Annotated in this window: 29 protein-coding genes and 1 tRNA gene; 18 read left to right on the forward strand and 12 right to left on the reverse strand. The window is 34.5% G+C overall.

The annotated features are described in order from the left end of the window. Positions 1–50: 50 nt before the first annotated feature. From EWU23_RS03550 to EWU23_RS03570, 5 genes are all read right to left on the reverse strand, one after another. On the reverse strand, positions 51–599 hold the full coding sequence (locus tag EWU23_RS03550) for a hypothetical protein (protein WP_166228856.1): 549 nt from the start codon (positions 597–599) through the stop codon (positions 51–53). Positions 600–1,146: 547 nt separating this feature from the next. After that, positions 1,147–1,290: a hypothetical protein gene (locus tag EWU23_RS03555; protein ID WP_205753062.1), complete on the reverse strand. Its 144-nt coding sequence runs from the start codon at positions 1,288–1,290 to the stop codon at positions 1,147–1,149. A 63-nt stretch (positions 1,291–1,353) separates the two neighbouring features. Then, positions 1,354–1,527: a hypothetical protein gene (locus EWU23_RS03560; RefSeq protein WP_166228860.1), complete on the reverse strand. Its 174-nt coding sequence runs from the start codon at positions 1,525–1,527 to the stop codon at positions 1,354–1,356. Between the two features lie 299 nt (positions 1,528–1,826). Continuing rightward, a complete protein-coding gene (locus EWU23_RS03565) occupies positions 1,827–3,011 on the reverse strand; it encodes an AraC family transcriptional regulator (protein WP_205753063.1) in 1,185 nt (394 codons plus the stop codon). 462 nt (positions 3,012–3,473) lie between these two features. Next, positions 3,474–4,337, reverse strand: a complete 864-nt coding sequence (locus EWU23_RS03570; protein WP_166228864.1) for a bestrophin family protein — start codon at positions 4,335–4,337, stop codon at positions 3,474–3,476. 229 nt (positions 4,338–4,566) lie between these two features. On the opposite strand from EWU23_RS03570, the gene cysC reads away from it, so the two are divergent. The 13 genes from cysC (at position 4,567) to EWU23_RS03635 (ending at position 11,897) form a co-directional block, all read left to right on the forward strand. After that, positions 4,567–5,079, forward strand: coding sequence for an adenylyl-sulfate kinase (gene cysC, locus EWU23_RS03575; protein WP_166228866.1), 513 nt, complete (start codon positions 4,567–4,569; stop codon positions 5,077–5,079). Positions 5,080–5,127: 48 nt separating this feature from the next. Beyond that, a complete protein-coding gene (locus EWU23_RS03580) occupies positions 5,128–5,307 on the forward strand; it encodes a hypothetical protein (protein ID WP_166228868.1) in 180 nt (59 codons plus the stop codon). Positions 5,308–5,509: 202 nt separating this feature from the next. Further along, entirely contained in the window at positions 5,510–5,665 is a 156-nt protein-coding gene (locus tag EWU23_RS03585) for a hypothetical protein (RefSeq protein ID WP_166228870.1), read from the forward strand. Positions 5,666–5,869: 204 nt separating this feature from the next. Then, on the forward strand, positions 5,870–6,019 hold the full coding sequence (locus EWU23_RS03590) for a hypothetical protein (protein ID WP_166228872.1): 150 nt from the start codon (positions 5,870–5,872) through the stop codon (positions 6,017–6,019). A gap of 870 nt (positions 6,020–6,889) precedes the next feature. Next, positions 6,890–7,039, forward strand: a complete 150-nt coding sequence (locus tag EWU23_RS03595) for a hypothetical protein (RefSeq protein WP_166228874.1) — start codon at positions 6,890–6,892, stop codon at positions 7,037–7,039. 126 nt (positions 7,040–7,165) lie between these two features. Continuing rightward, positions 7,166–7,333, forward strand: a complete 168-nt coding sequence (locus tag EWU23_RS03600; RefSeq protein ID WP_166228876.1) for a hypothetical protein — start codon at positions 7,166–7,168, stop codon at positions 7,331–7,333. Between the two features lie 114 nt (positions 7,334–7,447). Further along, the gene (locus EWU23_RS03605; RefSeq protein WP_166228878.1) at positions 7,448–7,606 is read left to right on the forward strand and encodes a hypothetical protein; all 159 of its coding nucleotides are present in this window, start codon (positions 7,448–7,450) and stop codon (positions 7,604–7,606) included. A gap of 189 nt (positions 7,607–7,795) precedes the next feature. Then, positions 7,796–9,622 (forward strand): asparagine synthase-related protein, encoded by a 1,827-nt coding sequence (locus tag EWU23_RS03610; RefSeq protein WP_166228880.1) that lies wholly within the window; start codon positions 7,796–7,798, stop codon positions 9,620–9,622. 132 nt (positions 9,623–9,754) lie between these two features. Beyond that, positions 9,755–9,919, forward strand: a complete 165-nt coding sequence (locus tag EWU23_RS03615; protein WP_166228882.1) for a hypothetical protein — start codon at positions 9,755–9,757, stop codon at positions 9,917–9,919. Positions 9,920–10,523: 604 nt separating this feature from the next. Further along, positions 10,524–10,685: a hypothetical protein gene (locus tag EWU23_RS03620; protein WP_166228884.1), complete on the forward strand. Its 162-nt coding sequence runs from the start codon at positions 10,524–10,526 to the stop codon at positions 10,683–10,685. Between the two features lie 226 nt (positions 10,686–10,911). Next, on the forward strand, positions 10,912–11,376 hold the full coding sequence (locus EWU23_RS03625) for an SET domain-containing protein-lysine N-methyltransferase (protein ID WP_166228886.1): 465 nt from the start codon (positions 10,912–10,914) through the stop codon (positions 11,374–11,376). Between the two features lie 125 nt (positions 11,377–11,501). Continuing rightward, positions 11,502–11,654 (forward strand): hypothetical protein, encoded by a 153-nt coding sequence (locus EWU23_RS03630; RefSeq protein WP_166228888.1) that lies wholly within the window; start codon positions 11,502–11,504, stop codon positions 11,652–11,654. Between the two features lie 102 nt (positions 11,655–11,756). After that, complete coding sequence (locus EWU23_RS03635; protein WP_166228890.1) at positions 11,757–11,897, forward strand: hypothetical protein; 141 nt, start codon at positions 11,757–11,759, stop codon at positions 11,895–11,897. Positions 11,898–11,954: 57 nt separating this feature from the next. Here EWU23_RS03635 and EWU23_RS03640 read toward each other — a convergent pair whose 3' ends face one another. Genes EWU23_RS03640 through EWU23_RS03655 form a run of 4 tightly spaced genes read right to left on the reverse strand, consistent with a single transcriptional unit; the run spans position 11,955 to position 14,415 of the window. After that, the gene (locus EWU23_RS03640; RefSeq protein WP_166228892.1) at positions 11,955–12,326 is read right to left on the reverse strand and encodes a lasso peptide biosynthesis B2 protein; all 372 of its coding nucleotides are present in this window, start codon (positions 12,324–12,326) and stop codon (positions 11,955–11,957) included. Between the two features lie 46 nt (positions 12,327–12,372). After that, positions 12,373–12,654 carry a PqqD family protein gene (locus EWU23_RS03645; protein ID WP_166228894.1) on the reverse strand — a complete coding sequence of 94 codons (282 nt, stop codon included), beginning with the start codon at positions 12,652–12,654 and terminating at the stop codon, positions 12,373–12,375. A gap of 2 nt (positions 12,655–12,656) precedes the next feature. Then, positions 12,657–13,508, reverse strand: a complete 852-nt coding sequence (locus tag EWU23_RS03650) for a sulfotransferase domain-containing protein (protein ID WP_166228896.1) — start codon at positions 13,506–13,508, stop codon at positions 12,657–12,659. Continuing rightward, complete coding sequence (locus EWU23_RS03655; RefSeq protein WP_166228905.1) at positions 13,498–14,415, reverse strand: hypothetical protein; 918 nt, start codon at positions 14,413–14,415, stop codon at positions 13,498–13,500. The genes EWU23_RS03650 and EWU23_RS03655 overlap by 11 nt, the downstream gene beginning before the upstream one ends. Before the next feature lie 381 nt (positions 14,416–14,796). Here EWU23_RS03655 and EWU23_RS03660 point away from each other — a divergent pair, with 381 nt between their 5' ends. Further along, entirely contained in the window at positions 14,797–16,302 is a 1,506-nt protein-coding gene (locus tag EWU23_RS03660; RefSeq protein ID WP_205753064.1) for an ABC transporter ATP-binding protein, read from the forward strand. Positions 16,303–16,455: 153 nt separating this feature from the next. Here the strand turns inward: EWU23_RS03660 and EWU23_RS03665 are convergent. Together EWU23_RS03665 and EWU23_RS03670 are read right to left on the reverse strand one after the other, a co-directional pair. Beyond that, positions 16,456–16,529: transfer RNA gene (locus EWU23_RS03665), tRNA-Arg, on the reverse strand. Between the two features lie 85 nt (positions 16,530–16,614). Continuing rightward, a complete protein-coding gene (locus EWU23_RS03670) occupies positions 16,615–17,394 on the reverse strand; it encodes an enoyl-CoA hydratase/isomerase family protein (RefSeq protein ID WP_166228909.1) in 780 nt (259 codons plus the stop codon). Between the two features lie 214 nt (positions 17,395–17,608). Here EWU23_RS03670 and EWU23_RS03675 point away from each other — a divergent pair, with 214 nt between their 5' ends. Continuing rightward, a complete protein-coding gene (locus EWU23_RS03675) occupies positions 17,609–17,908 on the forward strand; it encodes a four helix bundle protein (RefSeq protein WP_166228911.1) in 300 nt (99 codons plus the stop codon). 81 nt (positions 17,909–17,989) lie between these two features. On the opposite strand, the gene rpoN is transcribed toward EWU23_RS03675, so the two are convergent. After that, positions 17,990–19,429, reverse strand: coding sequence for an RNA polymerase factor sigma-54 (rpoN, locus tag EWU23_RS03680; RefSeq protein ID WP_166228913.1), 1,440 nt, complete (start codon positions 19,427–19,429; stop codon positions 17,990–17,992). A gap of 150 nt (positions 19,430–19,579) precedes the next feature. Here rpoN and asnS point away from each other — a divergent pair, with 150 nt between their 5' ends. The 3 genes from asnS to EWU23_RS03695 are packed head-to-tail and all read left to right on the forward strand — an operon-like array spanning position 19,580 to position 22,061. Further along, positions 19,580–21,010 (forward strand): asparagine--tRNA ligase, encoded by a 1,431-nt coding sequence (gene asnS / locus EWU23_RS03685; protein ID WP_166228915.1) that lies wholly within the window; start codon positions 19,580–19,582, stop codon positions 21,008–21,010. 1 nt (position 21,011) lies between these two features. Beyond that, positions 21,012–21,389, forward strand: a complete 378-nt coding sequence (locus EWU23_RS03690) for a diacylglycerol kinase family protein (protein ID WP_166228917.1) — start codon at positions 21,012–21,014, stop codon at positions 21,387–21,389. Positions 21,390–21,404: 15 nt separating this feature from the next. Continuing rightward, complete coding sequence (locus EWU23_RS03695; protein WP_166228919.1) at positions 21,405–22,061, forward strand: DUF4290 domain-containing protein; 657 nt, start codon at positions 21,405–21,407, stop codon at positions 22,059–22,061.

Consider the following 22,061-nt stretch of genomic DNA (forward strand, 5'->3'; position numbering starts at 1 on the left):
AGCATCTATCAAAATATGAATGATAGAAATCGAATATTCCCCTTGGTGAACTATTTAAGTGTATAATGCATCCCCACACCCATCCGAATGATTCCTAGCATTTGGTCTGGTTCATCATTCAATCGAGTGATAGCCACATCTCCCGATAAGCTCAAATGATCCGTGATTTTGGTTTCAACACCCTGACCTAACGCATATCCTAAACACTTATTCAACTTGGTATTTTCTTTCAAAGTGGGGTTGGGCATGTTGTTTTGATAGGTCGACATACCAACACCTAAAAAAACATAGGGGGTAAATGGGAATTCTGTCTGGGGAAAACGATGAATATACCTTCCTCCATAAAAATTAAACTCCTTAACTGGGTCCGTAGATACTGGCTGGACAAATGCCTCAAATTGGTTTAACTGATTAAAGGCATGGCGCCAAGTAAGTCCCATACAAGAATAGGAATAGCGAATTCCAAAACTGTTTTTGGGTGACCCGTCTAAATTCGCATTGGGATCAGAGCAAGCTGATGTGGTTAAATGATTACTGGGTACTAGGGCACAAGCCAACAAACCCGCCTTCAACAAGGCAGTCATTCCTAGATTTTTCATTTTTATATATTTATAGATTTCAAACTGTCCTATCGGGGAGTAGATCAATACCAAGTCGATAAGAAAATATACTTTAAAAACAATTCCTAAAGTATTTCATACAAAACTAGATTATAAAAAACCAAAAAATATTATATTATGTGTAAACATATTTGGCCCTTAACGCATTAAAAAAGCCTTTATGCCTTAAAAGTTCAATTTTAAAATGACCCCAAATTTTAATTAAAATGAAATATCCACTATTCTCATTATAAAACTATTATAGCAATAAAATCAACTTCCACTAAAATAGAAGATATATTTTACGCAATTAAATAAACAAAATCACCCAAAAAGGCATTTATAGGTGTGAATTCATTCCATTTATAAGGAATATACATGGCATTTAAATCAAATAATGACCATTTCAAATGGAAGGAACTTATTTCATATATGCTAGAATAGTTCAATTTTGTAGCTCTAAAAAAAAAATATGATTTTTGTCAGGTTTTAGACTTTACTAACTCAATATCAATTACTTGTACATCTCCATTCTTTGATCCACCATTTAGAAAATGCCTCCAAAGGAATAGTTAACACCCAAATTCAAGGATATCCCATCCCAATTAGGGCCTTTCACATAGGTATTAAACAAGGTCATTCGAGCAGCTTCGACATTCAATGGAATCCTGTCCCTTAATTTAGTTTCCATGCCAATACCAGCACTGTAACCTATGAAATTAAACACAACAGATCTTGCATTTTACAATTTGCCTTATCTTGCTAGCGACAGAGCCAAATCCCGCAAAATGTAGGGATTCACGGGAAAGCCTCTGTCTTGGGGAAATGAATATAGATATCGAGCGCCTAACTCTGAAGTACGTATATTAGGCTCATTCTCCATGAAACTAGCAAAAGCATCCACTTGAGCTGATTGGGCAATCTTCATGCAAAATTAATACCCTGACATAAGGTCGTATAATGTAAGCAATAGCATGTTGATACAATTGATGGTTTCTTGAGCAAAACCTACTTAAGAAATGCTGATGGTAAAAAGTCAAGCGATGAATTTACTAGTGGTTTATCTTTACATTTTTTTGTGGTTGGCAATCATCATGTGGTCATAAATGAGGATCTCTTAGGCCCCTAGTGGGCATTTTTTTTATTTTATCAAATGTAAATTAGTATTAATAGATACAACAATTGGGTAATTTTATATCACAAATTTGGCTCTAAATGAGTCTTTTACTATTTCTTTTTAAGTTTAATAAGGTACTCATAAACATTAATCCCTTCCTCCTCAACAAAGGCTCGATTAAAACTTTGAACCGAACTATAGCCCGATTGTTGGGCAACCAATTCCATATCCATTTCCGCATCTGAGCTCAATAAATTTTTGGCATACTCAATTCTAAGCTGGCTTCTTAATGAGGTAAACTTAGACTTGATAATGTAGTTAAAGCAATAATAAATGTGGTGCTTGGGAAGGTCTAATTTAGAAGCTAATATATCCACATTAAAGTCAGGATCTAAATACCATTTCTCTTCATGAATGCAATCTAAAATACGAAGGGCATCTTCTTTAAGCGGATCATCCGACTTGTTCACATATTTATAAATTTCAGACGCATTTAAAAAATGATCAAATGATTTTCGTTTCTTTTTGACAATTGGAATACCGTACAGTACCTGAGGGAAAATAACGATGAGCAAAGGAATCATCAAAAAGGATATCAATACGATCAAAGTAAGCGGAGAATGCATCACCGTTTGCTTGGGAATGTTGGGCGTATTCATGAAGACAACTGCACCAGCCAAATAACTTAGCGCTGCAAAAGTTACGACTGTTAGAAGTAACATCAACCACTTCTTCATCAAAATACGGTGACTATCAGGAAGTGCATTTCGGTAAAGTTCATTACTATGCTCCCGATACATTTTGATAATTAAACCTATATAAATCAACATACATAAAGGTCGACCAATCATATTAAAATTGCTTGGATAAATCCAACCTAAATTCAGTGTTTTTAGATAATTAGGGTCCGCCAATATTTGATTTGCCAATTCCAACGCTTCATTCCATGGCCTCAAAAAACTTGGAAAAACATTGATTAAAGCAATGAAAAAGGGCAAATAATGCAGATAATCAATTGAGTGAATTTTTGAACTATCCAATAAGGTACTTCGGAAATAGAAATATAAAAAGGGCCCTACCAAATAATAGGTGGGTATACTATAGACCCCCATGAATATCAACATGGTGGGTGAGTCGCTAGCAAAAATACTGTAATGGAGTAATCCAAAAAGCGCTATGACCACTAAAACCCCGGACAAATAAATCGTATTTCGATTGACTCTAAAATTAAAGACAGCCAATACTAGCGAAACCACTAGTTTAAATAAGACCAAGAAGATCAACATGCCATCCATATATAGATTCGACTATTTTTAGTGTTATTTTAAAAAATTCACATCATGATTTCTGCTACTCGACATAAGAAGCCATTTCATGATGAAAACTCATCAAATTTAATTCAAAAAAATTTATGCTAGAACATCGGGAGAATTGGTAATTCTTTTGATAAAATGTGATTCCAAAATTCAGGAATATCATTTTCAACCATATAAAGAACACGGAGTATTAACTCCATTTCAAATTACCAATGCAATATAAGCTTAAAATTAATTGACAATACCTGATTGGACTAATTTTAAACAATGATTTTGTTAAAAAAATCACAAAACACTATTTTTCACAAAAAACAATTCCTTCAAAACCTGAATCGCCAACATATAATGAAGCTGTTCTAGCATGTGCAGTACATGATTAGGTATTTTTAACCTTTGATTTCACGTTTGATAAGTCCCCGCTTGTAGATAGTTTTTTTACTATCACATTAAATCTTCTATCTGTTTTTTAATATTAGCAGCAATTTTAGCTGTGGGGAGATCATTCGCATCTAGTCCAAAAGGGTCTTCTATTTCTTCCGCAATCAGCTCTAAACTAGCCAACACATAAAAGGTAAAAACCACTACAGGAATGGCTAAATAGCCTAAGCTAAATACATAGCCAAATGGCAAAGTCATGATATAAAAGAAAATAAATTTCTTGATAAAAGCACTGTAAGAATACGGGATTGGTGTATTTTTGATTCTTTCGCAAGCACCACAAATGTCGGTAAAAGACTGTAATTCACTATTAATCACAATCAATTGCTCTCCAGTAAGCCTTTTACTTTGGTATAAGTCATTTACTTTAGTAAATAACATTTTAGCGACCTGGTTAGGTTTATGCTTTTGGTGATCTATGTGTAAATCTAGCCCTTCGAATAAAACCAAAGCAGACTCTTCATTACTCAAATGCCTTGACAAAATTGAAGCATAAGCAGGAATTACTTTTCTAAAAAACTGCCTGTCGGATTCATGTTCTAACATGACAGACAATTTCATCGCTAAGTTTCTTGAGTTATTGACCAAAGCCCCCCACATTTTTCTTCCCTCCCACCAGCGGTCATAAGCGGTATTGGTTCGATAGGCCAACAATAAGGAAATGACAAAACCCAGCATCCCGTGCATCAAGGAAATATTCCTTACCAAACTGTCTTCACCCAAATCCCAATACTCAATTTCTAAAAAACGAATAATGGCACAATAGATTCCGATAAAAATCATCAAAGGAAGGAGCTGTCGGAAGGTATCTGATTTATGAAATCGGAAAATAAATATGATCCAGTCTTTAGGGTTGTATTGTACCATAAAATTGAGACGTTAAAAAGATAAAACTAGGTAAATAAAACCAAATGTTTATTTAACGATAAAGTATATCCCTTACCGTTATTATCGTTAGCCTTACAACCTATTTTATTCAAAAAAACAAATGAAAGGTCAATTGAAAAATAAAATAAATAAAAAAACATATATTGAATGATACACGAATAATTTTATTTGCTTTAATTCACTTGACCAATGAATTTTTGAATACCCTATGAACAAATGTATTTGGCTGTTAGGATTATCTGGTGCAGGGAAAAGTAGCATTTCCATGGAATTAAAACAGTTGATGGTGTCCAAAGGCTTAAAATGCCTTATTTTAGACGGAGATGTGTTGAGAAAGGGAATTAATGCGAATCTAGGTTTTACGGATGCTGACCGTTTTGAGAACATCCGTAGGGCTGCTGAAATTGCCAAATTATTTCTCGAGGAAGGGTATTGGGTGATTGTGGCCATGATTACTCCCATGGAAGACATGAGGACAAATTCTCGTCAAATTTTACAAGATCAATATGTGGAAGTCTTTGTAGACACCCCGATTGAAATTTGCATGGAAAGGGATCCGAAAGGTTTGTATCAACAAGTGAAAGAAAAACAAATTAAGAATTTCACTGGGATAGATTCCCCCTTTGAAATACCCAAGCAGGCTCATTTGACCATTGAAACCACAAATGATTCAATAAAAGACTGCACTGAAAAAATTTGGAAACATTGTATAGCATCTTAATAATTTAGTAAATTAGAACAATCCATTTAAAAAAATCGATCCTATATCATGACTAAGACTTCAAAAAATAATCCGATAGAATCTCCTTCTCTTGGTGTAGATTCTAGCACGAATTTCAATGAAAAAAGAAATTGGATTTCTCCTGAAATCAATATTTGGAATTCTGAAAATATAGAGGCGGCAGGAGGAGCTGGAGGAGATGGGTTGGGCCAAACCTATGTTGTTTAAATTAAGTTTTTCAATTAATAAAATGAGTAACGCTTGATAGAGAGTTAGGCGCAGATAAGGAAAAAATTCATCACTACTTTATGTAATTGATATTAGGATGAAACATTTGTAATCAATTTAGCATTTAGTTAGTATAATTTTTAACAAAATTTAGTACGATTAACATAAATGCTTTTAATTTAACTAACCCTTCAAATATAACATGAAAAATAACAAGCCAAAATCCCCTAAAGAAAATTTATTCGAATCCAATGAAAAGAGAACTTGGGTTTCGCCGGAAATAACTAATTGGGAAAATGAAAACATAGAAAATGCTGGTGGCTTGGGCGGTGATGGAGGAACACAAACTTATTTATAAATTTATCTTACAGTTATATAAATGAAATTACTGCTGCTTCCCAAAATAAGCTAAGGAAAGTAAATTGAATATGGGAATAAATGATTCAATTCTAATTTGTCAAAAAAAACCAATTTTAGACAGGCAATTGACTAACAAATTATTGTAACATTCCATTTAAAACCATCGTTCCTCGATCATGAAAAACACATCAAAAATGAACAGGTGATAACTCCTCCCAATGGCGTAGATGCTACCATGAAATGCTCTGAAAAAAGAAATTGGGTAAGTCCCAAAATAGAAGTTTGGGAATATATCAACATGGGACTATTGTATGGGGGAGGATTAGATGGTGGATCAAAAGCCTATGTATAACTTAAAATTAGGTGTATAATTTCGACCTAATTTGAATTAAGCTAAAGGTCAGCAATCAAAAAAACTTCTAGAAAGAATATTGAATTTTCCTCCTTCTATGGCAGATGGTTGGATTACATGAAATTGAATTTTAATCAAAAAATAGAATTAAAATACTAAAAATTACCATTCTTAATAACATAACTATCCCCGAAAAAGTAAAAATATGAATGCCAAGAATCAAGACCTTACTATTGAAAAACCAAGTTCAGAAAAAAAAATTGGATTTCACCTGAAATAAATCCTTGGTTAACTGAACAAATAGAATTAGGATTTGGACCAGGAGGAGATGGTGCTGGTAAATCTTACGATTAATAGATGGAGTTCCTTTAATAGGAATAAAAATTTGTTGATTTTTATTAAGTTACACAGGGGTGTAATATGTATAATTCAAATTTATCTAATACATTTCTCCGTTCACTTATTGAAATCTCCCCCTATGGAATGGCCAATATTTAAGCTAAATAAAATTTTCTAAGAGCAAATTTCTTCTAAATCATACTTGGAAACTAAATATAATTAAACAAAATAACTCTGAAAAACAACCTTAAAACTTCTAAATCCAACTACAATGAAAATACCAATTTAACGATTGAAAAGAAACACGAGATTTTGCGGGAATTAAGGAATTGGGAATCGGTCACAACCTAGGTTTGAAATATGGAGGAGATGTTGATGGAGGGATTCATTCATATGCAACATAAAATCAGATATTAACATGACCTAGCACCAATTTTCAATTATTTCCAAGGAAAACCAATGCCAGATTCAATTTTTTGAAAATTGTATTTCCAATAAATCACCCCACCTTTTACATTCAAAGATACGAATATGAACAAACAAGAATTTCCAGCAGTAAAATCAAATGAAACTGATGAAAAAAGAATTTGGGTGAGTCCTAAAATAGAAGATTGGGAATCTGTCAATTTAGAATTCGCGGGGGGTATTGGACCAGATGGGGCATCAAAAACTTATGTGTAAAATAAATCTAACGGTTTATTTAGAGCAAAACCAAAGCTTATCTTCAAAAATTAGCTCGGTAAAGCATTTTGACTTGTATGAAATCAGCATGAATTAATAATCCAAATAATACATCGTTCCTCTATTATGACAAAAACTACAGATCAAGAATCTCCATATCATGACGTAGATGCTACCATTCACTCCAATGAAAAAAGAAATTGGCTAAGTCCCAAAATAGAAGTTTGGGAATCTGTCAATATAGAACTCGCTGGAGGTGTAGGAGCAGATGGGGGATTTGCTACTTATTTTTGATAGCTGAATTTAGAACAGTTCAGAATTTGACTATTTTCAATAAAAATCACATCAAGCAACAAACATTTGAAAATTGCATTTCCAATAAATAATTTCATCTCTTATATTTAATTTATGAACAAGGACGAACAACAATTTCCAGAAGAAAAATCAAATGAAACTAAAGAAAAAAGAACTTGGGTTTCGCCTGAAATAAGTGAATGGGTATCTGTCAACATAGGTTTGAAATATGGAGGCGCTGTGGATGGAGGGATTCAATCTTATGCAACATAAAATCAGATATTAACATGACCTAGCACCAATTTTCAATTATTTCCAAGGAAAACCAATGCCAGATTCAATTTTTTGAAAATTGTATTTCCAATAAATCACCTAAAGTTATCTGATACAATAATGAATTTATTTTCAGGAATTCACACCTTTCAATCCCAAATTTTAAACGAATCCATTGATCGGTTGAAAATGTCCACTCGAAAATTTAAGCCTCTTCAAGAGCTTGAACACAGGGAAGTTAACCTATTTTTGGAAAATCTAACACTCAACAAGCAAATCAATAAAGAAGATGATTCTCACCATTTAATCTATTCAGAAAATGATTGTTGGGTTGTATCCAACAGTAGAATAGACAACAGAGAAGAACTTCTTAATCTTTTGAGCCTTCAAGTAAATGACCATCTTTCTGACAATGCCTTACTACTGAAAATGTATCATGAGTACGGGAATGAATTTGTTAAAAAAATTGAAGGGGATTGGACATTGGCGATTTGGAATCAGGCAAAGCAAGAACTATTAATTGCCCGAGATCAGCTGGGTATTTCAGCATTGTATTACCGATTGACGGATGAATACATGGCTTTTTCAACCTATATCAAAGGGTTGATTGAAATAGACTCCCATTCCATAAAAATCGATGAAGTGTATTTGGCTGGTATCATGACAGCTTGGAATACACAATCAAATAACACTGCTTTTGTAAACATCCAATATCTTCCACCGGCACATTATGGCTTGGTAAAAAATGGGGAATTTACCCTCCATCGTTATTGGATTGCTGAGAATACCCCCGAATTACACCTAGAATCAGAAATGGACTATGTCAAACAGTTTTCGGATGTATTGGAACAATCTGTAAAAAATCGAATTCGACATGCCAAAAATTTAGGTTCACAACTTAGCTCAGGTTTTGATTCCAGTACTATTACCACAGTAGCCGCTGAAATTTTCAAAAAGGATAAAAAAAGATTAACAGCTTTCACATCTATCCCCAAAGAAAAAACCTCCGACTATTTTCCAGAACATACCGCGACCGATGAATCTTATCTAAGTATTCCTACCGCTCAATTTTTAGGTAATGTGGACCATATTATAGTTCAAAGTGAAAATCAGTCCATTATCAAAAACATATATGACTCCCTAGAATTACACCATGCCCCTCTACACGCAGCTGGTAATATGTTTTGGATCCATCAAATTTATTTAGATGCACAATCTAAAGATATTGATACTATGTTAATTGGACAATCGGGAAATACCACGCTTTCTTGGACGGGATATCCAGAAGGCTTACAAATTAAAAGATTGATCAAGCGAATCTTAGGATATAAAGGCAAAGAAAAATTTAGTCCAACATCTTATTTACAGTACCTCATAGCTGAAATTAAAAATAAGTTGAACAGCAATCGTTTACCTAGTTGGGACTCCTATTCCTTCATCAGTAATCAATTTGCTCAAGATTTAGACTTAATACAAAAGATGAAAGAAACGGGCCATGACCCCACCTTTTCTAATTCAATTCATAATAAGAAAGGGCATATCAATTTCATCAATCCCTTGTTTAGTAAAATAGGAGCCTTATGGCAAGATTTAGCTTATCATTATCATATCAGCACCTATGATCCTAGTACTGATAAACGATTGGTGGAATATTGTATTTCTGTACCCAACCAATATTACCAAAGGCATAATACCAATAAATGGCTTTTAAAAACAGCCATGAAAGGTAGACTTTTGGGCAATTTAATCCATCAAAAGAAAAAAGGGCGACAAGCCACCGATTTAGCGATTAGAATACAATCTGAGGCAAGTGAATTCCAAGAACTGTTAAAGTCATTTCGCTCCAATAAGGCCATTCAATACTATTTAGATTGTCAAAAGATGGAAACATGTCTGGAGAGAATATTAGAGAACCCTAGAAAAAAAGAGGCTTATAATGATAGTATTTTTCTCACTAGAGGTATAAGTTGTGCCCTATTTATTCAAAAATACGATAAAAGGTTGTATAAGAAATAGAGATTTTAGAAATTCGGAGTCATTCTGTTGTTCTAAATCTAACCTAATGCAAATGTCCAATAAACATTTTGGGATTTTATTATCAATTCTACATATATCTTTCAAATAAACAGGTGTTATAAAACAAATAATATGGAACTGAATAAAAACAACACGCCATTGGGCTCAGATGAACCTCAAATTGAAAATTCCACAAAAAAAACGTGGGAAAGCCCCAATATCCTATCTTGGGAGGTAAGCAGTCAATTAAATTTAAAATCATCTGGCGCTATTAATGATGGGGGATTGTTTTCTTAATGGTTATTTTATAATAAATACCCGATTAAGAAATGTGTAGATTTTTGATTCAAAATAAAGAAGAATCTTGAATTATTCTGTTAGTCATCAAATATGGTATTGAATCAAGGTCATAAATACCTAGGTGAAGTTTAGATTATATTTAATTCTTGATTCCCACTAAATAGAATCGCTTTTGCATTTTTTTTGAATGCATTAAGTAGATTAAAGTTGTAGATGTATACATTGCTAAAACAAACATTTTGTTGTTCTATCAATTTGAGACCCTCCTGTTAAAATGTTTAATGGAATATTAACGGTTGTTTCTTTTTGTAAGAATAAGTAACATAAAATCAAATAAATGAAGCAACAATATCATTCGAAAAATCAAGTAGAAATCTCTAGACTTTGCTGGGAACAAGTATTAAAAAAACGTGGAAAAGCCCTGAAATCTACTTGTTGAACATAGAAGAAAATATAAACTTCCATCAAGGAACTAAATTTGATGGGATATTTACAGCATCTTGAGTTAGTTTAACTCATTGGGAAAATGCAAATATTCTCAATTCAATTTTGCAGATACATATTCTAACAATTTTAAGTACAGATTCAAAATAAAGATATTATGAAAATCCAAAACAAGAAAAATCAAGAACTTAATGTCGATCAAAACAAGGTTTCTTCAGAAAAAAAGACTTGGAAACAGCCAGAATTAAGTAAGTGGGATGTTAATTTAGAATTAAATCTTGGGGTTAAAACTGGAGTTGATGGTAGTTTCTTAAGCTAATTCCTTTTATTTATTATCTTACAATTTATAACAAGTTTAGGAAATCCATTTTCTAACTTCTTCAGCTACATATTATACATTTTGTCTAATAACTAATAAACAATAAGATACTTAACTTCCATGGATAAGATGAATATGCAAAAATATTGATCATGGAGGTTTTTCTGTGTACTATATTTCATATATATGGTATATTTATCTACTCATTTTAACTTTATTTCTAAACGTGTTAAATTCTTGCGAAAATTCTAATCCCAAATTTGATTTATTAGGTCCATCAGCTAAAATTAGGACTGGTAGTTCTCAGGTTCATGGGATGGGTATATTTTCAAAGGAAGCCATTAGAAAAGGAGAATTGATTGAGGAAGCTAGACTTCTGCCTATCAAATGGCGGTCCTACTATGTAACGGAGCCAACTACTTTAGATTATATATGGGCCAATAACAAATGTCAATGTGAAATATGTAAAAAGCATGGATATAGAATTTACGTGGCTTTGGGCTATGGATCTTTGTACAATCATGCCAATATCCCCAATACCGTTCAAAAATTAGATTTTGTGGCAGAAACCATGACCATTATAGCTAAAATAGACATCCCAGCTAACGAAGAAATATTCGTTTCTTATGGTGAAAATTATTGGCTATATCGAAATCTAATGAAGAAAGTGAGCCCTTTAAAATATACATAAGTCCAAGTCACTTTAGTGTTTAGGCTAATTAATTAAGCCATTAGATTGTACTATTCCATTTTATAGAATATTTAAAATTTTTAATCAATTTCTTCAAAAACCGTTTAACGTTAAAATTAGTGAAAATGAAAGATGCTGAATTATTGGAAAACAACTCGCAACAATCAAATCGTAAAAAATGGGAAAGCCCTAAACTAGAAGCTTGGAATACAGAAGAATTTCTAACATTGAATCCGCTAAAATTCTTGATTAATACAGATCAAACATTAGGCTCTTAGTTTCATTACTCATATAGCAGGAAAGAGAACAAAAATTTAACCCCACAGCCTGATATTAGTCATTCGATTCTGACTAGATATTTAGTACCAAATAATTGACATATGAAAGAACAAATAAGCGAAGAGGCTATTGCTCAGAAGAAAACTTGGGAAAGCCCAAGCCTTAACTCGTGGAATATCGATGAATCTTTGGAGTTAAATCCGTTGAAATTCCTAATTGAATCTGACACTATTGCATCTTAAAAGAAGAGTAATTTCCTCAAAAACACCATTAGGCAATTCAAGTCATTTTTCTACATATTAAGAATAAACTGCATGAATCACATACTCTTTAGGATCACAAAATCCGGTGATTTGGAGGCCCTGAACCTCCGTCCATGCATGACCTTGAATGCTCTTGTCGTCCCCCTGACGAAAGCCAATATACAATTTAAACGGAATCTTATATTGATTTAATAAAATCTTAGCGACGTGGGCTTGATGCCGACAAACTAACTGTATAGGCATCCATTTACTTACCGCATAAATACTGAATTTCACATCTTTGACTAGTTCCCAATCAATGGGTAGGTCCTCTTTATCTTGTTGATTTAGTTGACCAAAACGAATCCAAGTAGGTTTAATTTTGAACAAGACAAAAGAGTACTGAGAAAGAAAAATGGTCTTTAGCAAGATTATTTTTCCTTGGGTACTTAACGACAAAAAGAGGCTGAATAGCCTAAGCATGTGCCTGCACAAAGATGATTTTTTTGTCAATTAATTGCTGAATTCCTTTGGCTATCTCCTCTTGGCAAAATGCATCAGAAATAGCATACTCATTTAACAAAAAATCAACAATTTCTGGAATAGATTGTTGATTTTTGATACCATTAGCTATCTTGAAAAGAGTCTCATTCAGCGTATAATACTCATTTGATTCAATATCAAATGCAACACCTTCATCTCCTAATTGGGTTAATAAAACCTTTTCTTCATTAAAAATATACGTTGAATTTTCCATATTTAGTCTTCCCAATAGCCGAATTCGCGCATCATGGGCTCATTTATTTGTTTAATTTTATCTATTTGACTTTTAGTTAATTGTTCTTTCCACTGTCCCATTTCTCCTTTATTAAAAAAACTTTTTGATGAACCAGGTCTCTCTCTAAAACCGAATTCCTGTTCTTGTTGCTTTAAATTTTCAAATTTTGCAGCTTCCAAGGCCCTATTGATTTCCAATTCACTCGCTTCATACCCAATGTTATGTAAGATGTCTGTAAAAGTCTCTTTCGGAGATTGTTTCATATCTTCATAGCGCACAAAATAGACAGGAAAAGAATCCACTTGTTTCCAGCTGACCACATGGTTGTTCCATGTACCAATCCATTGGGGAAATTGATGTTGCAAAAATTTACTGTTCTTAGAAATAGAAGCTAGGGGATTTCCCATCACCTTTTCAATCACTTGATCAATCGATTGTCCATTATGATTTGCCATGGAAATCGAAACATCCAAAGGATTTCTCACAAAATAAATAGCCGCAAAAGTACTTTCAATTGGCACGATAGGCTTATTATCAAATTCAGAAAGAGAATACAAATCATGAATTTTAAAGAAATTTTTTTCTTCCGAAATACTCGATTGGTACGTTAAAGCTAGTCGCTTAAATATGTCAATTTGCGTACTTCTTACATCATCAGCATCTACATCTAAATTATCTTCCAGCGATATTTTACTGGAAAAAATCCCTTCGGTCTTCAGGTCATTTATATTAACCTCTCCCCTATTTTTTAAAGCCGTAATGAAACTTCTAAACCAAGTATTCCCTGATTTTGGGTAAGATGCTAACCAAATAATATTTTTTTTAATTTCCAATTTGGCTAATGATTTGTTCCTCAATCGCTTGAGCAAACGTTTCAAAACTATCAGCCTCCCAAGGACGCTTGGCACTAAAAAAATGAACTTGACTTTGTGCTATACTTGATATCGTTTTAAACTGCAACATCTCTTTTTTCATTCCACTTACCCATTGCTTTCGATAAATATTAAATTTCAATAATTTAATCGCTTCAGCTGCTTTCATAGTAGAAACGGTTACCTCATCTCCTTCTTCACTAATAAAGACGATTCCACTAACAGGCAATTTTTGCTCTGTAAATTTTTCGTGAAAATTAATACCATATTTAAAGCCTTCTCCAATTACAGGTTTAATTTTATCCTCTGAATAGACCTGTTGCCTTTCGAGGGTCTTTTCCATAGCTCGAATAATTGGATAGGATGCATGGGCATAACAAATACCATTTTCAACATCCAAAACCGCTGTATCATCCGTAAATGGCAAATAACCCATATTTTGCAACATAATGGACGTTGAAGATTTCCCAGCCCTTTGATGACCAGCAAAAAGCATCACCGTATTGTTCTTTAGTTTAATTCCTGATACATGTAGTGGTAGAATATTTTTTTGAAAAAGTACCGTTGCCAATACACCCGTATAAAAATAAAATAGTACCTCCTCGAAATTGTCTGTCAATGGTTCGATTACTACTTTAGTCCCATTCGTTATGTAATACTTAGCCGTTTCAGGTATATTAAAGATAAACTCATTTTCATTGTAAGTAGAAAAAGGTTTTACTTCCAATACTTCATTGATTAAAGATTCTGGGACCTTTCCTAATTCTACATGAACTGTATTTCCAGATTCTAATGAAGTAGAAGGGTATAAACCAGATATTTCAAATCCAGAATGGATTTGCATGCCAAAGGCAAGGTATTTAAACATGGAACAGATTAAATTAGTAAATACAAAGGTAGTAATTTCCTCAAAAGATGAATGAATCTTTGTCCTTATTATGAATTAATCAAGCATATCAGATAGCTTTGTATGCATAAAATACCTCTACAATTGAAATTCAAAATACTCCAGGATTTTCTATTGGTTTACAAACTAATATTCAGTCTAAACAAGAAGAATACCCTATTTCAACTTCTTATTGGATGTTTAATAGCCTTAATCCCCACTGGCACTTTGTATGTCACCAAAAATCTGTTTGACCAATTCGGACATATTGCGTCGACGAATTTTTCTACCATTTTTAGCTGGATTGCATTACTCATTTCATTACAAATTATCCAATCCTTACTTACGCATATAGACAACTATATGGCATTTATTCAAGAGCAAAAAATCACGAATGAAATTGTATATAAAATTCTAAATAAGGCCATCGCTATTCCATATACCTATTATGAGGAAGCTCAATATCAAGACTCTTTGCACATAGCCCAGCAGCAATCACAACAAAATCTTCCGCTGATTTACCAAAATTTCAAGTCTTTTCTAACTCAGTTTCTAACATTTGCCATTTTAATCATTTATTTTTTCACCTTAATTAAGCCATTTGCTTGGCTCATATTAGTAGTGGCTGTACCGCTAACCATCATAAAATGGTACTCGGGTTTTGCTCTACACCGACTTGATAAACAATTAGTTAGTAAAGAAAGAGAATCCTATTATTTAATTCATCTATTGACTGGAAGTGCCTATGCCAAAGAATTACGAACGCTCAATTTTGGAACGTATTTTCTTCATCGATTAAAAGAAATTAAATCATTTATATTCCATCATAAAAATAAGCTTCAAAAGAAGTTAATCAGCTTAGGTTTTTTGACTGAAATACTAGAAGTGTCCATTTTATTTTATATCCTGTATGGACTGGCCCAAATGGCTTTTGCGCAATCCATCGGAATAAGTTTATTTATTGTATACATCCAAGGTATTCAACGAATTCAAAGCACCTTAAAAAACCTATTGAATTCATTGCTTCAGTTGTTCCAACAACGTCGTTTCATACAAGATTTCAACCTATTTCTGGCTTTAGATCGTGAAAAGCCTATTCATGGGACTGTTCCTATGGACAACATGGGAAAGGGGCTAGAAATCAAAAAAGTGGATTTTCAATATCCTGGATCGACGCACAAAACATTGGAACAGATTAGTTTATCTTGTCAAATTGGCCAAACGATTGCCATTGTTGGGATGAATGGAGCTGGAAAAACAACCTTAATCAAATTATTAGCCGGCCTATATAGCCCAAGTCAGGGGGAAATTAACTGGAATGGTCATCATTTACAGGAATTAGATGCTGAAATTTATAAACAAAATAGTCTGTTTGTCTTTCAAGATTTCGAAAAATACTTTTTAAAGATCAAAGAAATTATAGCCATGGGCGATTTAGATCATCCCATGGATATGGATGCAATACAACAAGCAGCCCGATTGGCTGATGCGGAAGAATTCATCCAACAACTTCCCCATTCTTATGAAACTAGGCTGGGAAAGATTTTTGAGGGAGGAGAACAGATTAGTGGAGGACAATGGCAAAAATTAGCCATAGCTAGGGCATTTTATCGACCAGCTCATCTCATTGTATTGGATGAGCCCACTAGTGCATTGGATGCAATTTCAGAAGCTAAAATATTTCAAAATTTCAAACAAATAGCTAGCAATCGAGCAACCATTCTCATTACACACCGACTTTATAACTTAAAACTGGCCGATTATATTTATGTCATAGATGAAGGTAAAATTGTTGAAAAGGGGAATTTCGAAGAGTTAAAGAGTCAAAATGGTCTTTTCAAGCAATTATATGATCAACAACTAGTGTAAACCTTTACAATAGATTAGCTATTCATCGTATCCTTGCTTAAATTCATTTAACGCTTGATTCAAAAATGATACCCAATGGCCTGATTGTAAGACTTTTTAATTAGAAAAAGAAAAGCCCATCCATGAACATGAAAAGGCTTTTGTGTTTTTAAGTGGTCGCGTAGGGATTCGAACCCCAAACCTTCTCATCCGTAGTGAGATGCTCTATCCAATTGAGCTACGCAACCAATTCCCATTCGGGACTGCAAAGGTAGAATTTCTTTGGGAATATGAAAAGACCTAGCAGAAAAAAAATCAATTTTATTCCATTTTTTACTTCCCTATAAAATTAGGAGCACGTTTTTCTAGAAATGACGCTACGCCTTCTTGGAAATCTTTGGAATATCCTGCTTGTCGCTGAGCATCCGCTTCCATTTCTAATACCGTTGCTAAGTCCTGATGGTGAGCCTTTTGCAATTCTCTTTTTATTAAGGCTAAAGCTAGGGTTGGGCGTTGAGCAAATTCTTCTCCCAAGGTTTTCACTCGCTGTTCCCAATTTTCATCCGAAACTACCTCAGCCACCAAACCTAAGCCTTTTGCTTCTTCTGCGCTAATTTTTTTAGCCGTAGCTGCTAATTCAAATGCCTTATGATACCCTAAGGATTGCATTAAAAAAGCAGTGCTTCCTGCATCTAAGGTCAAACCAATCTGAACAAAAAGTTCAGCAAAATAGGCCCCTTCCTTGACTATCAAATAGTCGCAAGCCAATGCCAAGGAACATCCCGCTCCTGCAGCTGGACCGTTGATTGCCCCAATTACCGGTTTATCTAATCCTCGTAAGGCCAAAATCATCGGATTATAAGTTGCTCGCAAAACCGCACCTAAATCAGAATCACTGGTTCCTGATTTCAAATCAGCCCCTGAACAAAAAGCTTTTCCCTCTCCAGTAATGACCAATACTCGCGCAGATTCGGAAGCCTTGGCCTTTTCTGCTACATCTCTAATTTCATGAATCAAACCCGCATTTAAAGCATTATATACTTCTGGACGTTTCAATTGAACAGTCCAAACTCCATTCAATTGACTAAGGCTGAGAAAGTGGTATGAAGACATGGGATTAAATTATAAATGATAAATTATGAATTATAAATGTGAGGTATTTTAACTATCAAGCAATAAATCTATTAAACATTCACATTCTTTAATATTTTTAACTGATTGCCCTTGAAGAAAAATATAAGACATTTGATAATCTCAGTTCATTCTTTTGAGCATTTAATTTAGACACTTAATTTGAACCTTAATTCTTTAAATCTAACCATTATACATGAAAAACAATATCCTTAAATTTAAAACATTTGAATTTGCTAAATCCATTATTTCTATTTGCAAAGAATTTCAAGATTCAAAACGTGAATACATTTTGACTAATCAATTATTAAAGTCTGGAACAAGTGTTGGTGCTATGGTTAGGGAGGCTCAGCATGCTGAATCAAAAGCAGATTTTATTCATAAACTAAATATTGCACAAAAGGAAATAAATGAAACAATTTATTGGCTTGAATTGCTAAATTCTATCCATTTATATATTGAACCAACTGTATTTGCTGAAGCAAAATCAATCTAATACCTTATAACAAGAATATTAAAAACCCTTAAAGACAAATAGGATTACTGGTTTCGCAAACGAAAACTTATAATTTATAATTTATAAATTCCTCCTAAGCCTCGCTACAGGAATACCTAGTTGTTCTCGGTATTTAGCCACAGTACGACGCTTCACCACGAAGCCCTTTTCCCCTAAAAGCAGTTCTAAGGTTTCATCGGGATAGGGGTCATGAGCCGGCTCCTGCTCAATAATCTCTTTGAGAATATTTTTAACTTCTCTGGTTGATACATCCTCCCCTGATTCGTGCGTAATTCCTTCAGAGAAAAAATATTTTAAAGGATAAATGCCAAAATCGGTTTGTACCGATTTTGCAGAAACAACCCTAGACACCGTAGAGACATCCATCTCAATCAGTGCAGCTATTTCCTTCATTTTCATCGGTTTCAAGCTAGAATCATCGCCAGTGAGAAAGAAGTCGTATTGCTGAGCCACAATACTATGCATCGTTTTCAGCAATGTCCCTTGCCTTTGTTGAATTGCCTGAATAAACCACGAGGCGGCATCTAATTTATGCTTGATAAAGGTAACAGCCTCTTTAATCTCTTTTTGCTGTTTATTCCCTTGATCATAGGTTTGCAACATTTCTTGAAATGACTTACTCACGCGCAATTCAGGGGCATTTTTCCCATTCAACTTAATATCTAATTTCCCATGTTGATTGGTCACCACAAAATCCGGTTGTAAATAAGGAGCCAAATTCCCTCCTTCCGCTCCGCCTGGTTTAGGGTTTAAGCGTTTGATAAGATGAATAGCCTTTTTTAACTCCCCTTCATCAATCCCTAATTTTTGCTGCAACTGAACAAAATGCTTTTTAGAAAATTCATCAAAAAACTCATCAATCAAACGAATAGCTAACAAACAGGTTGGATGGTCAGATTCCCGACGATGCAATTGAATGGACAAACATTCTTGTAGATCTCTAGCCCCAATCCCCGCTGGATCTAAAGCCTGAATTTTTTTCAAAACGCCTTCTACCTCCTCAAAATCAGTGGTAAATCCTTGAGTAAAGGCTAAATCATTCACGATACTTTCAATATTTCGTCTCAAATAGCCATCTTCCTCAAGTGATCCAATTAATTGATGGGCTATAATTTCTTCTCGCTCATCTTTTACGACGAAACCTATTTGCATCAACAAATAATCCTCTGCACTAGACACGGTGGCCATGGGTCTTTCCTTGGACTCCTCGTTGGATTCATACGAATCTCCAGCCATTTTATAACCCGCATAATCATCTTGTAAATAATCCCCTATCTCCAATTCCTCCCGCTCTAAATCCTCAATAGTCTCTCTTTCTTTTTCATCGAATTCATCTGAATCCTGCATTTCCAAACCCTCTTCCAAAGCGGGATTTTCCTCCAATTCCTCCTCAATCCTAGCAGCTAATTCTGCAGAAGGAATTTGAAGCAATTTAACAAACTGAATTTGTTGTGGAGAAAGCCGCTGTTGCTGAGAAATTTTGAGTGATAATCCCTGCATATCTTTAATCTATTAAACAAATATACGTTGATTTGACGGCCTGTTTTTAAAAATACCTGTAATTCACAAATAAATAAAATTATTCCGTTTTTTGTACGTAATTTTGAGACTAGTTTGCCCCAATTGGGGGCCATTTGACCATTTATTTATATGCAAATTAAAGAATTACTTCTCCAATCCCCGAGCCAGCAAACGGTCACGGTAAAAGGTTGGGTACGTACCAAACGTGTATCTTCTTCTGTAGCTTTCATCGCGATGAACGATGGGTCTACCATTCATAATATTCAGACCGTAGTTTCAGACGGTGTTGTTTCCGAAGAAACCTTAAAATTAGTAACCACAGGTTCATGTATTGCGGTGACAGGCATCTTGATTCCTTCTCAAGGACAAGGGCAATCGGTGGAGGTTCAGGTGATTTCTATCCAAATTTACGGAACAGCCGATCCAGAAAAATACCCTTTACAGCCTAAAAAACATTCCTTAGAGTTCTTGCGTGAGATTGCACATCTTCGTCCTAGAACCAACACATTTTCTGCTATTCTACGTATTCGTCACGCTTTAGCCTTTGCTATACATCAATATTTCAATGATCACGGTTTCTTTTATTTGCATACGCCTATTATAACGGGTTCTGATGCAGAAGGCGCTGGAGAAATGTTCCGCGTAACTACCTTACCTGCGATCAACCCTCCTTTAACGCAAGAAGGTAAAATTGATTACAAAGAGGACTTTTTTGGAAAAGAAACAAATTTGACTGTTTCTGGTCAACTAGAAGGTGAATTAGGAGCGATGGCGCTTTCGAAAATTTACACGTTTGGACCGACTTTTCGTGCTGAAAACTCCAATACCACACGTCACTTAGCCGAGTTCTGGATGGTGGAGCCAGAAATGGCATTTTTTGAATTGACTGACAACATGAATTTGGCAGAAGACTTTACCAAAAGTTTGATTCGTTATGCCTTAGAAAATTGTGCTGATGATATTGCTTTCCTTGAAAAACGCTTGTTAGAAGAGGAAAAAATGAAGAAAAAGGAAGAACAATCGGAAATGACTCTTTCAGAGAAATTGAGATTTGTATCTGAAAATACCTTTGAGAGATTGACTTATACCGAAGCCATAGACATTTTATTACAATCTAAACCTCATAAGCAAGGGAAATTCAATTATCCTGTGGAGTGGGGAATCGACTTACAAAGTGAGCATGAGCGTTATTTGGTAGAAAAACATTTCAAAAAGCCGGTTATTTTAACACATTACCCGAAAGAAATCAAAGCCTTCTACATGAAATTAGAAGATGACGGTAAAACGGTTCGTGCTATGGACGTTTTGTTTCCGGGTATTGGTGAAATCATTGGAGGATCACAAAGAGAAGATGATTACGAAAAACTTCTTCAACGCACAAAAGACGTGGGCATCGAAGAAGATTCCATTTGGTGGTACTTGCAAACTAGACAGTTTGGCTCTGCCCCACATGCTGGCTTCGGCTTAGGTTTTGAGCGCTTAGTATTATTTGTAACAGGGATGAGCAATATTCGCGACGTCATTCCTTTCCCAAGAACACCTAAATCGGCAGAATTTTAATATGTTCAATTTAGCCAAAACTTTTCGCAGTATTTCCATTGCTTGGTCGGGTATCATTACCTTGATTAAGGAAGAAAACAATGCTAAAATTCACCTAGCTTCTACTATCTTAGTCATAATCGTTGGGATGAATATAGGCTTTATGGCCATTGAGTGGCTTTGGATTAGTTTAGCCATTGCGGGCGTTTGGATGGCAGAATTGATTAATTCGGCCTTGGAGAGCATCACCGATATCGTAGCCCCAGAACATCATCCATTGGCAAAAAAAGCGAAAGATTTCGCGGCTGGAGCTGTTTTAGTGATGGCTATTTGGGCAGCCTTTGTATTTTGCCTTATTTCCTTTCCGCATCTTTGGATGCGATTGGTATTTAGTAATTAAGATTGACACAACATTATGAAAGAATACGGGTCTAGTGTACAAAAATTGGTCAATTACATTCTGACAATTCAGGATCGTGAAAAAAGAACCAAATATGCCTTCCTCATGATTGAACTCATGAAGCAGATACATCCAGGCATGAAGGACAATAGCCAAGACTATTCCAAAAAACTTTGGGATGACTTGTACATCATGTCCAACTTCCAATTGGATGTACAAGGACCTTACCCTCCTCCATCGCCCGAATCTGTAGGTAAAGCCCCTAAAAAAGTAAATTACAACCAACATCATTTGAAGTTCAAACATTATGGTCGTAATGTAGAATTGTTAATTCTTCGGGCTATAGCTGAAGAAAAAATGGAAGATAAAAAGATCTTAGTTGCCTATATTGCTCGATTAATGAAAGGTTTCTATGTTACCTGGAATAAAGACACGGTAGATGATCAGGTCATTTGGCAAAACATCAAAGAAATGTCTGAAAATCTGTTGGGCTCCATCGTTGATGAATTATCTCAAGAAGGTTTAGGGCATGCCAAAGTGGCCAATAATGCCCGCAATGCCTACAATGCGCCCGAATATCCAAACGGTCCAAACAATAACCGTGGCGGTAATAATTACAGAAAAAACTTCAGAAACAATCGGAATTTCAATCCAAGAAATCATAAAAAATAG

The organism is Aquirufa beregesia (assembly GCF_011090385.1).
GTDB lineage: Bacteria > Bacteroidota > Bacteroidia > Cytophagales > Spirosomataceae > Aquirufa > Aquirufa beregesia.

Coding starts and splice junctions, on each gene's coding strand:
- EWU23_RS03550 (WP_166228856.1), bottom strand. CDS start 599: ATGAAAAATCTAGGAATGACTGCCTTGTTGAAGGCGGGTTTGTTGGCT.
- EWU23_RS03555 (WP_205753062.1), bottom strand. CDS start 1,290: ATGGAAACTAAATTAAGGGACAGGATTCCATTGAATGTCGAAGCTGCT.
- EWU23_RS03560 (WP_166228860.1), bottom strand. CDS start 1,527: ATGAAGATTGCCCAATCAGCTCAAGTGGATGCTTTTGCTAGTTTCATG.
- EWU23_RS03565 (WP_205753063.1), bottom strand. CDS start 3,011: ATGGATGGCATGTTGATCTTCTTGGTCTTATTTAAACTAGTGGTTTCG.
- EWU23_RS03570 (WP_166228864.1), bottom strand. CDS start 4,337: ATGGTACAATACAACCCTAAAGACTGGATCATATTTATTTTCCGATTT.
- cysC (WP_166228866.1), top strand. CDS start 4,567: ATGAACAAATGTATTTGGCTGTTAGGATTATCTGGTGCAGGGAAAAGT.
- EWU23_RS03580 (WP_166228868.1), top strand. CDS start 5,128: ATGACTAAGACTTCAAAAAATAATCCGATAGAATCTCCTTCTCTTGGT.
- EWU23_RS03585 (WP_166228870.1), top strand. CDS start 5,510: ATGAAAAATAACAAGCCAAAATCCCCTAAAGAAAATTTATTCGAATCC.
- EWU23_RS03595 (WP_166228874.1), top strand. CDS start 6,890: ATGAACAAACAAGAATTTCCAGCAGTAAAATCAAATGAAACTGATGAA.
- EWU23_RS03600 (WP_166228876.1), top strand. CDS start 7,166: ATGACAAAAACTACAGATCAAGAATCTCCATATCATGACGTAGATGCT.
- EWU23_RS03605 (WP_166228878.1), top strand. CDS start 7,448: ATGAACAAGGACGAACAACAATTTCCAGAAGAAAAATCAAATGAAACT.
- EWU23_RS03610 (WP_166228880.1), top strand. CDS start 7,796: ATGTCCACTCGAAAATTTAAGCCTCTTCAAGAGCTTGAACACAGGGAA.
- EWU23_RS03615 (WP_166228882.1), top strand. CDS start 9,755: ATGGAACTGAATAAAAACAACACGCCATTGGGCTCAGATGAACCTCAA.
- EWU23_RS03620 (WP_166228884.1), top strand. CDS start 10,524: ATGAAAATCCAAAACAAGAAAAATCAAGAACTTAATGTCGATCAAAAC.
- EWU23_RS03630 (WP_166228888.1), top strand. CDS start 11,502: ATGAAAGATGCTGAATTATTGGAAAACAACTCGCAACAATCAAATCGT.
- EWU23_RS03635 (WP_166228890.1), top strand. CDS start 11,757: ATGAAAGAACAAATAAGCGAAGAGGCTATTGCTCAGAAGAAAACTTGG.
- EWU23_RS03645 (WP_166228894.1), bottom strand. CDS start 12,654: ATGGAAAATTCAACGTATATTTTTAATGAAGAAAAGGTTTTATTAACC.
- EWU23_RS03655 (WP_166228905.1), bottom strand. CDS start 14,415: ATGTTTAAATACCTTGCCTTTGGCATGCAAATCCATTCTGGATTTGAA.
- EWU23_RS03660 (WP_205753064.1), top strand. CDS start 14,797: ATGGCATTTATTCAAGAGCAAAAAATCACGAATGAAATTGTATATAAA.
- EWU23_RS03670 (WP_166228909.1), bottom strand. CDS start 17,394: ATGTCTTCATACCACTTTCTCAGCCTTAGTCAATTGAATGGAGTTTGG.
- EWU23_RS03675 (WP_166228911.1), top strand. CDS start 17,609: ATGAAAAACAATATCCTTAAATTTAAAACATTTGAATTTGCTAAATCC.
- rpoN (WP_166228913.1), bottom strand. CDS start 19,429: ATGCAGGGATTATCACTCAAAATTTCTCAGCAACAGCGGCTTTCTCCA.
- asnS (WP_166228915.1), top strand. CDS start 19,580: ATGCAAATTAAAGAATTACTTCTCCAATCCCCGAGCCAGCAAACGGTC.
- EWU23_RS03690 (WP_166228917.1), top strand. CDS start 21,012: ATGTTCAATTTAGCCAAAACTTTTCGCAGTATTTCCATTGCTTGGTCG.
- EWU23_RS03695 (WP_166228919.1), top strand. CDS start 21,405: ATGAAAGAATACGGGTCTAGTGTACAAAAATTGGTCAATTACATTCTG.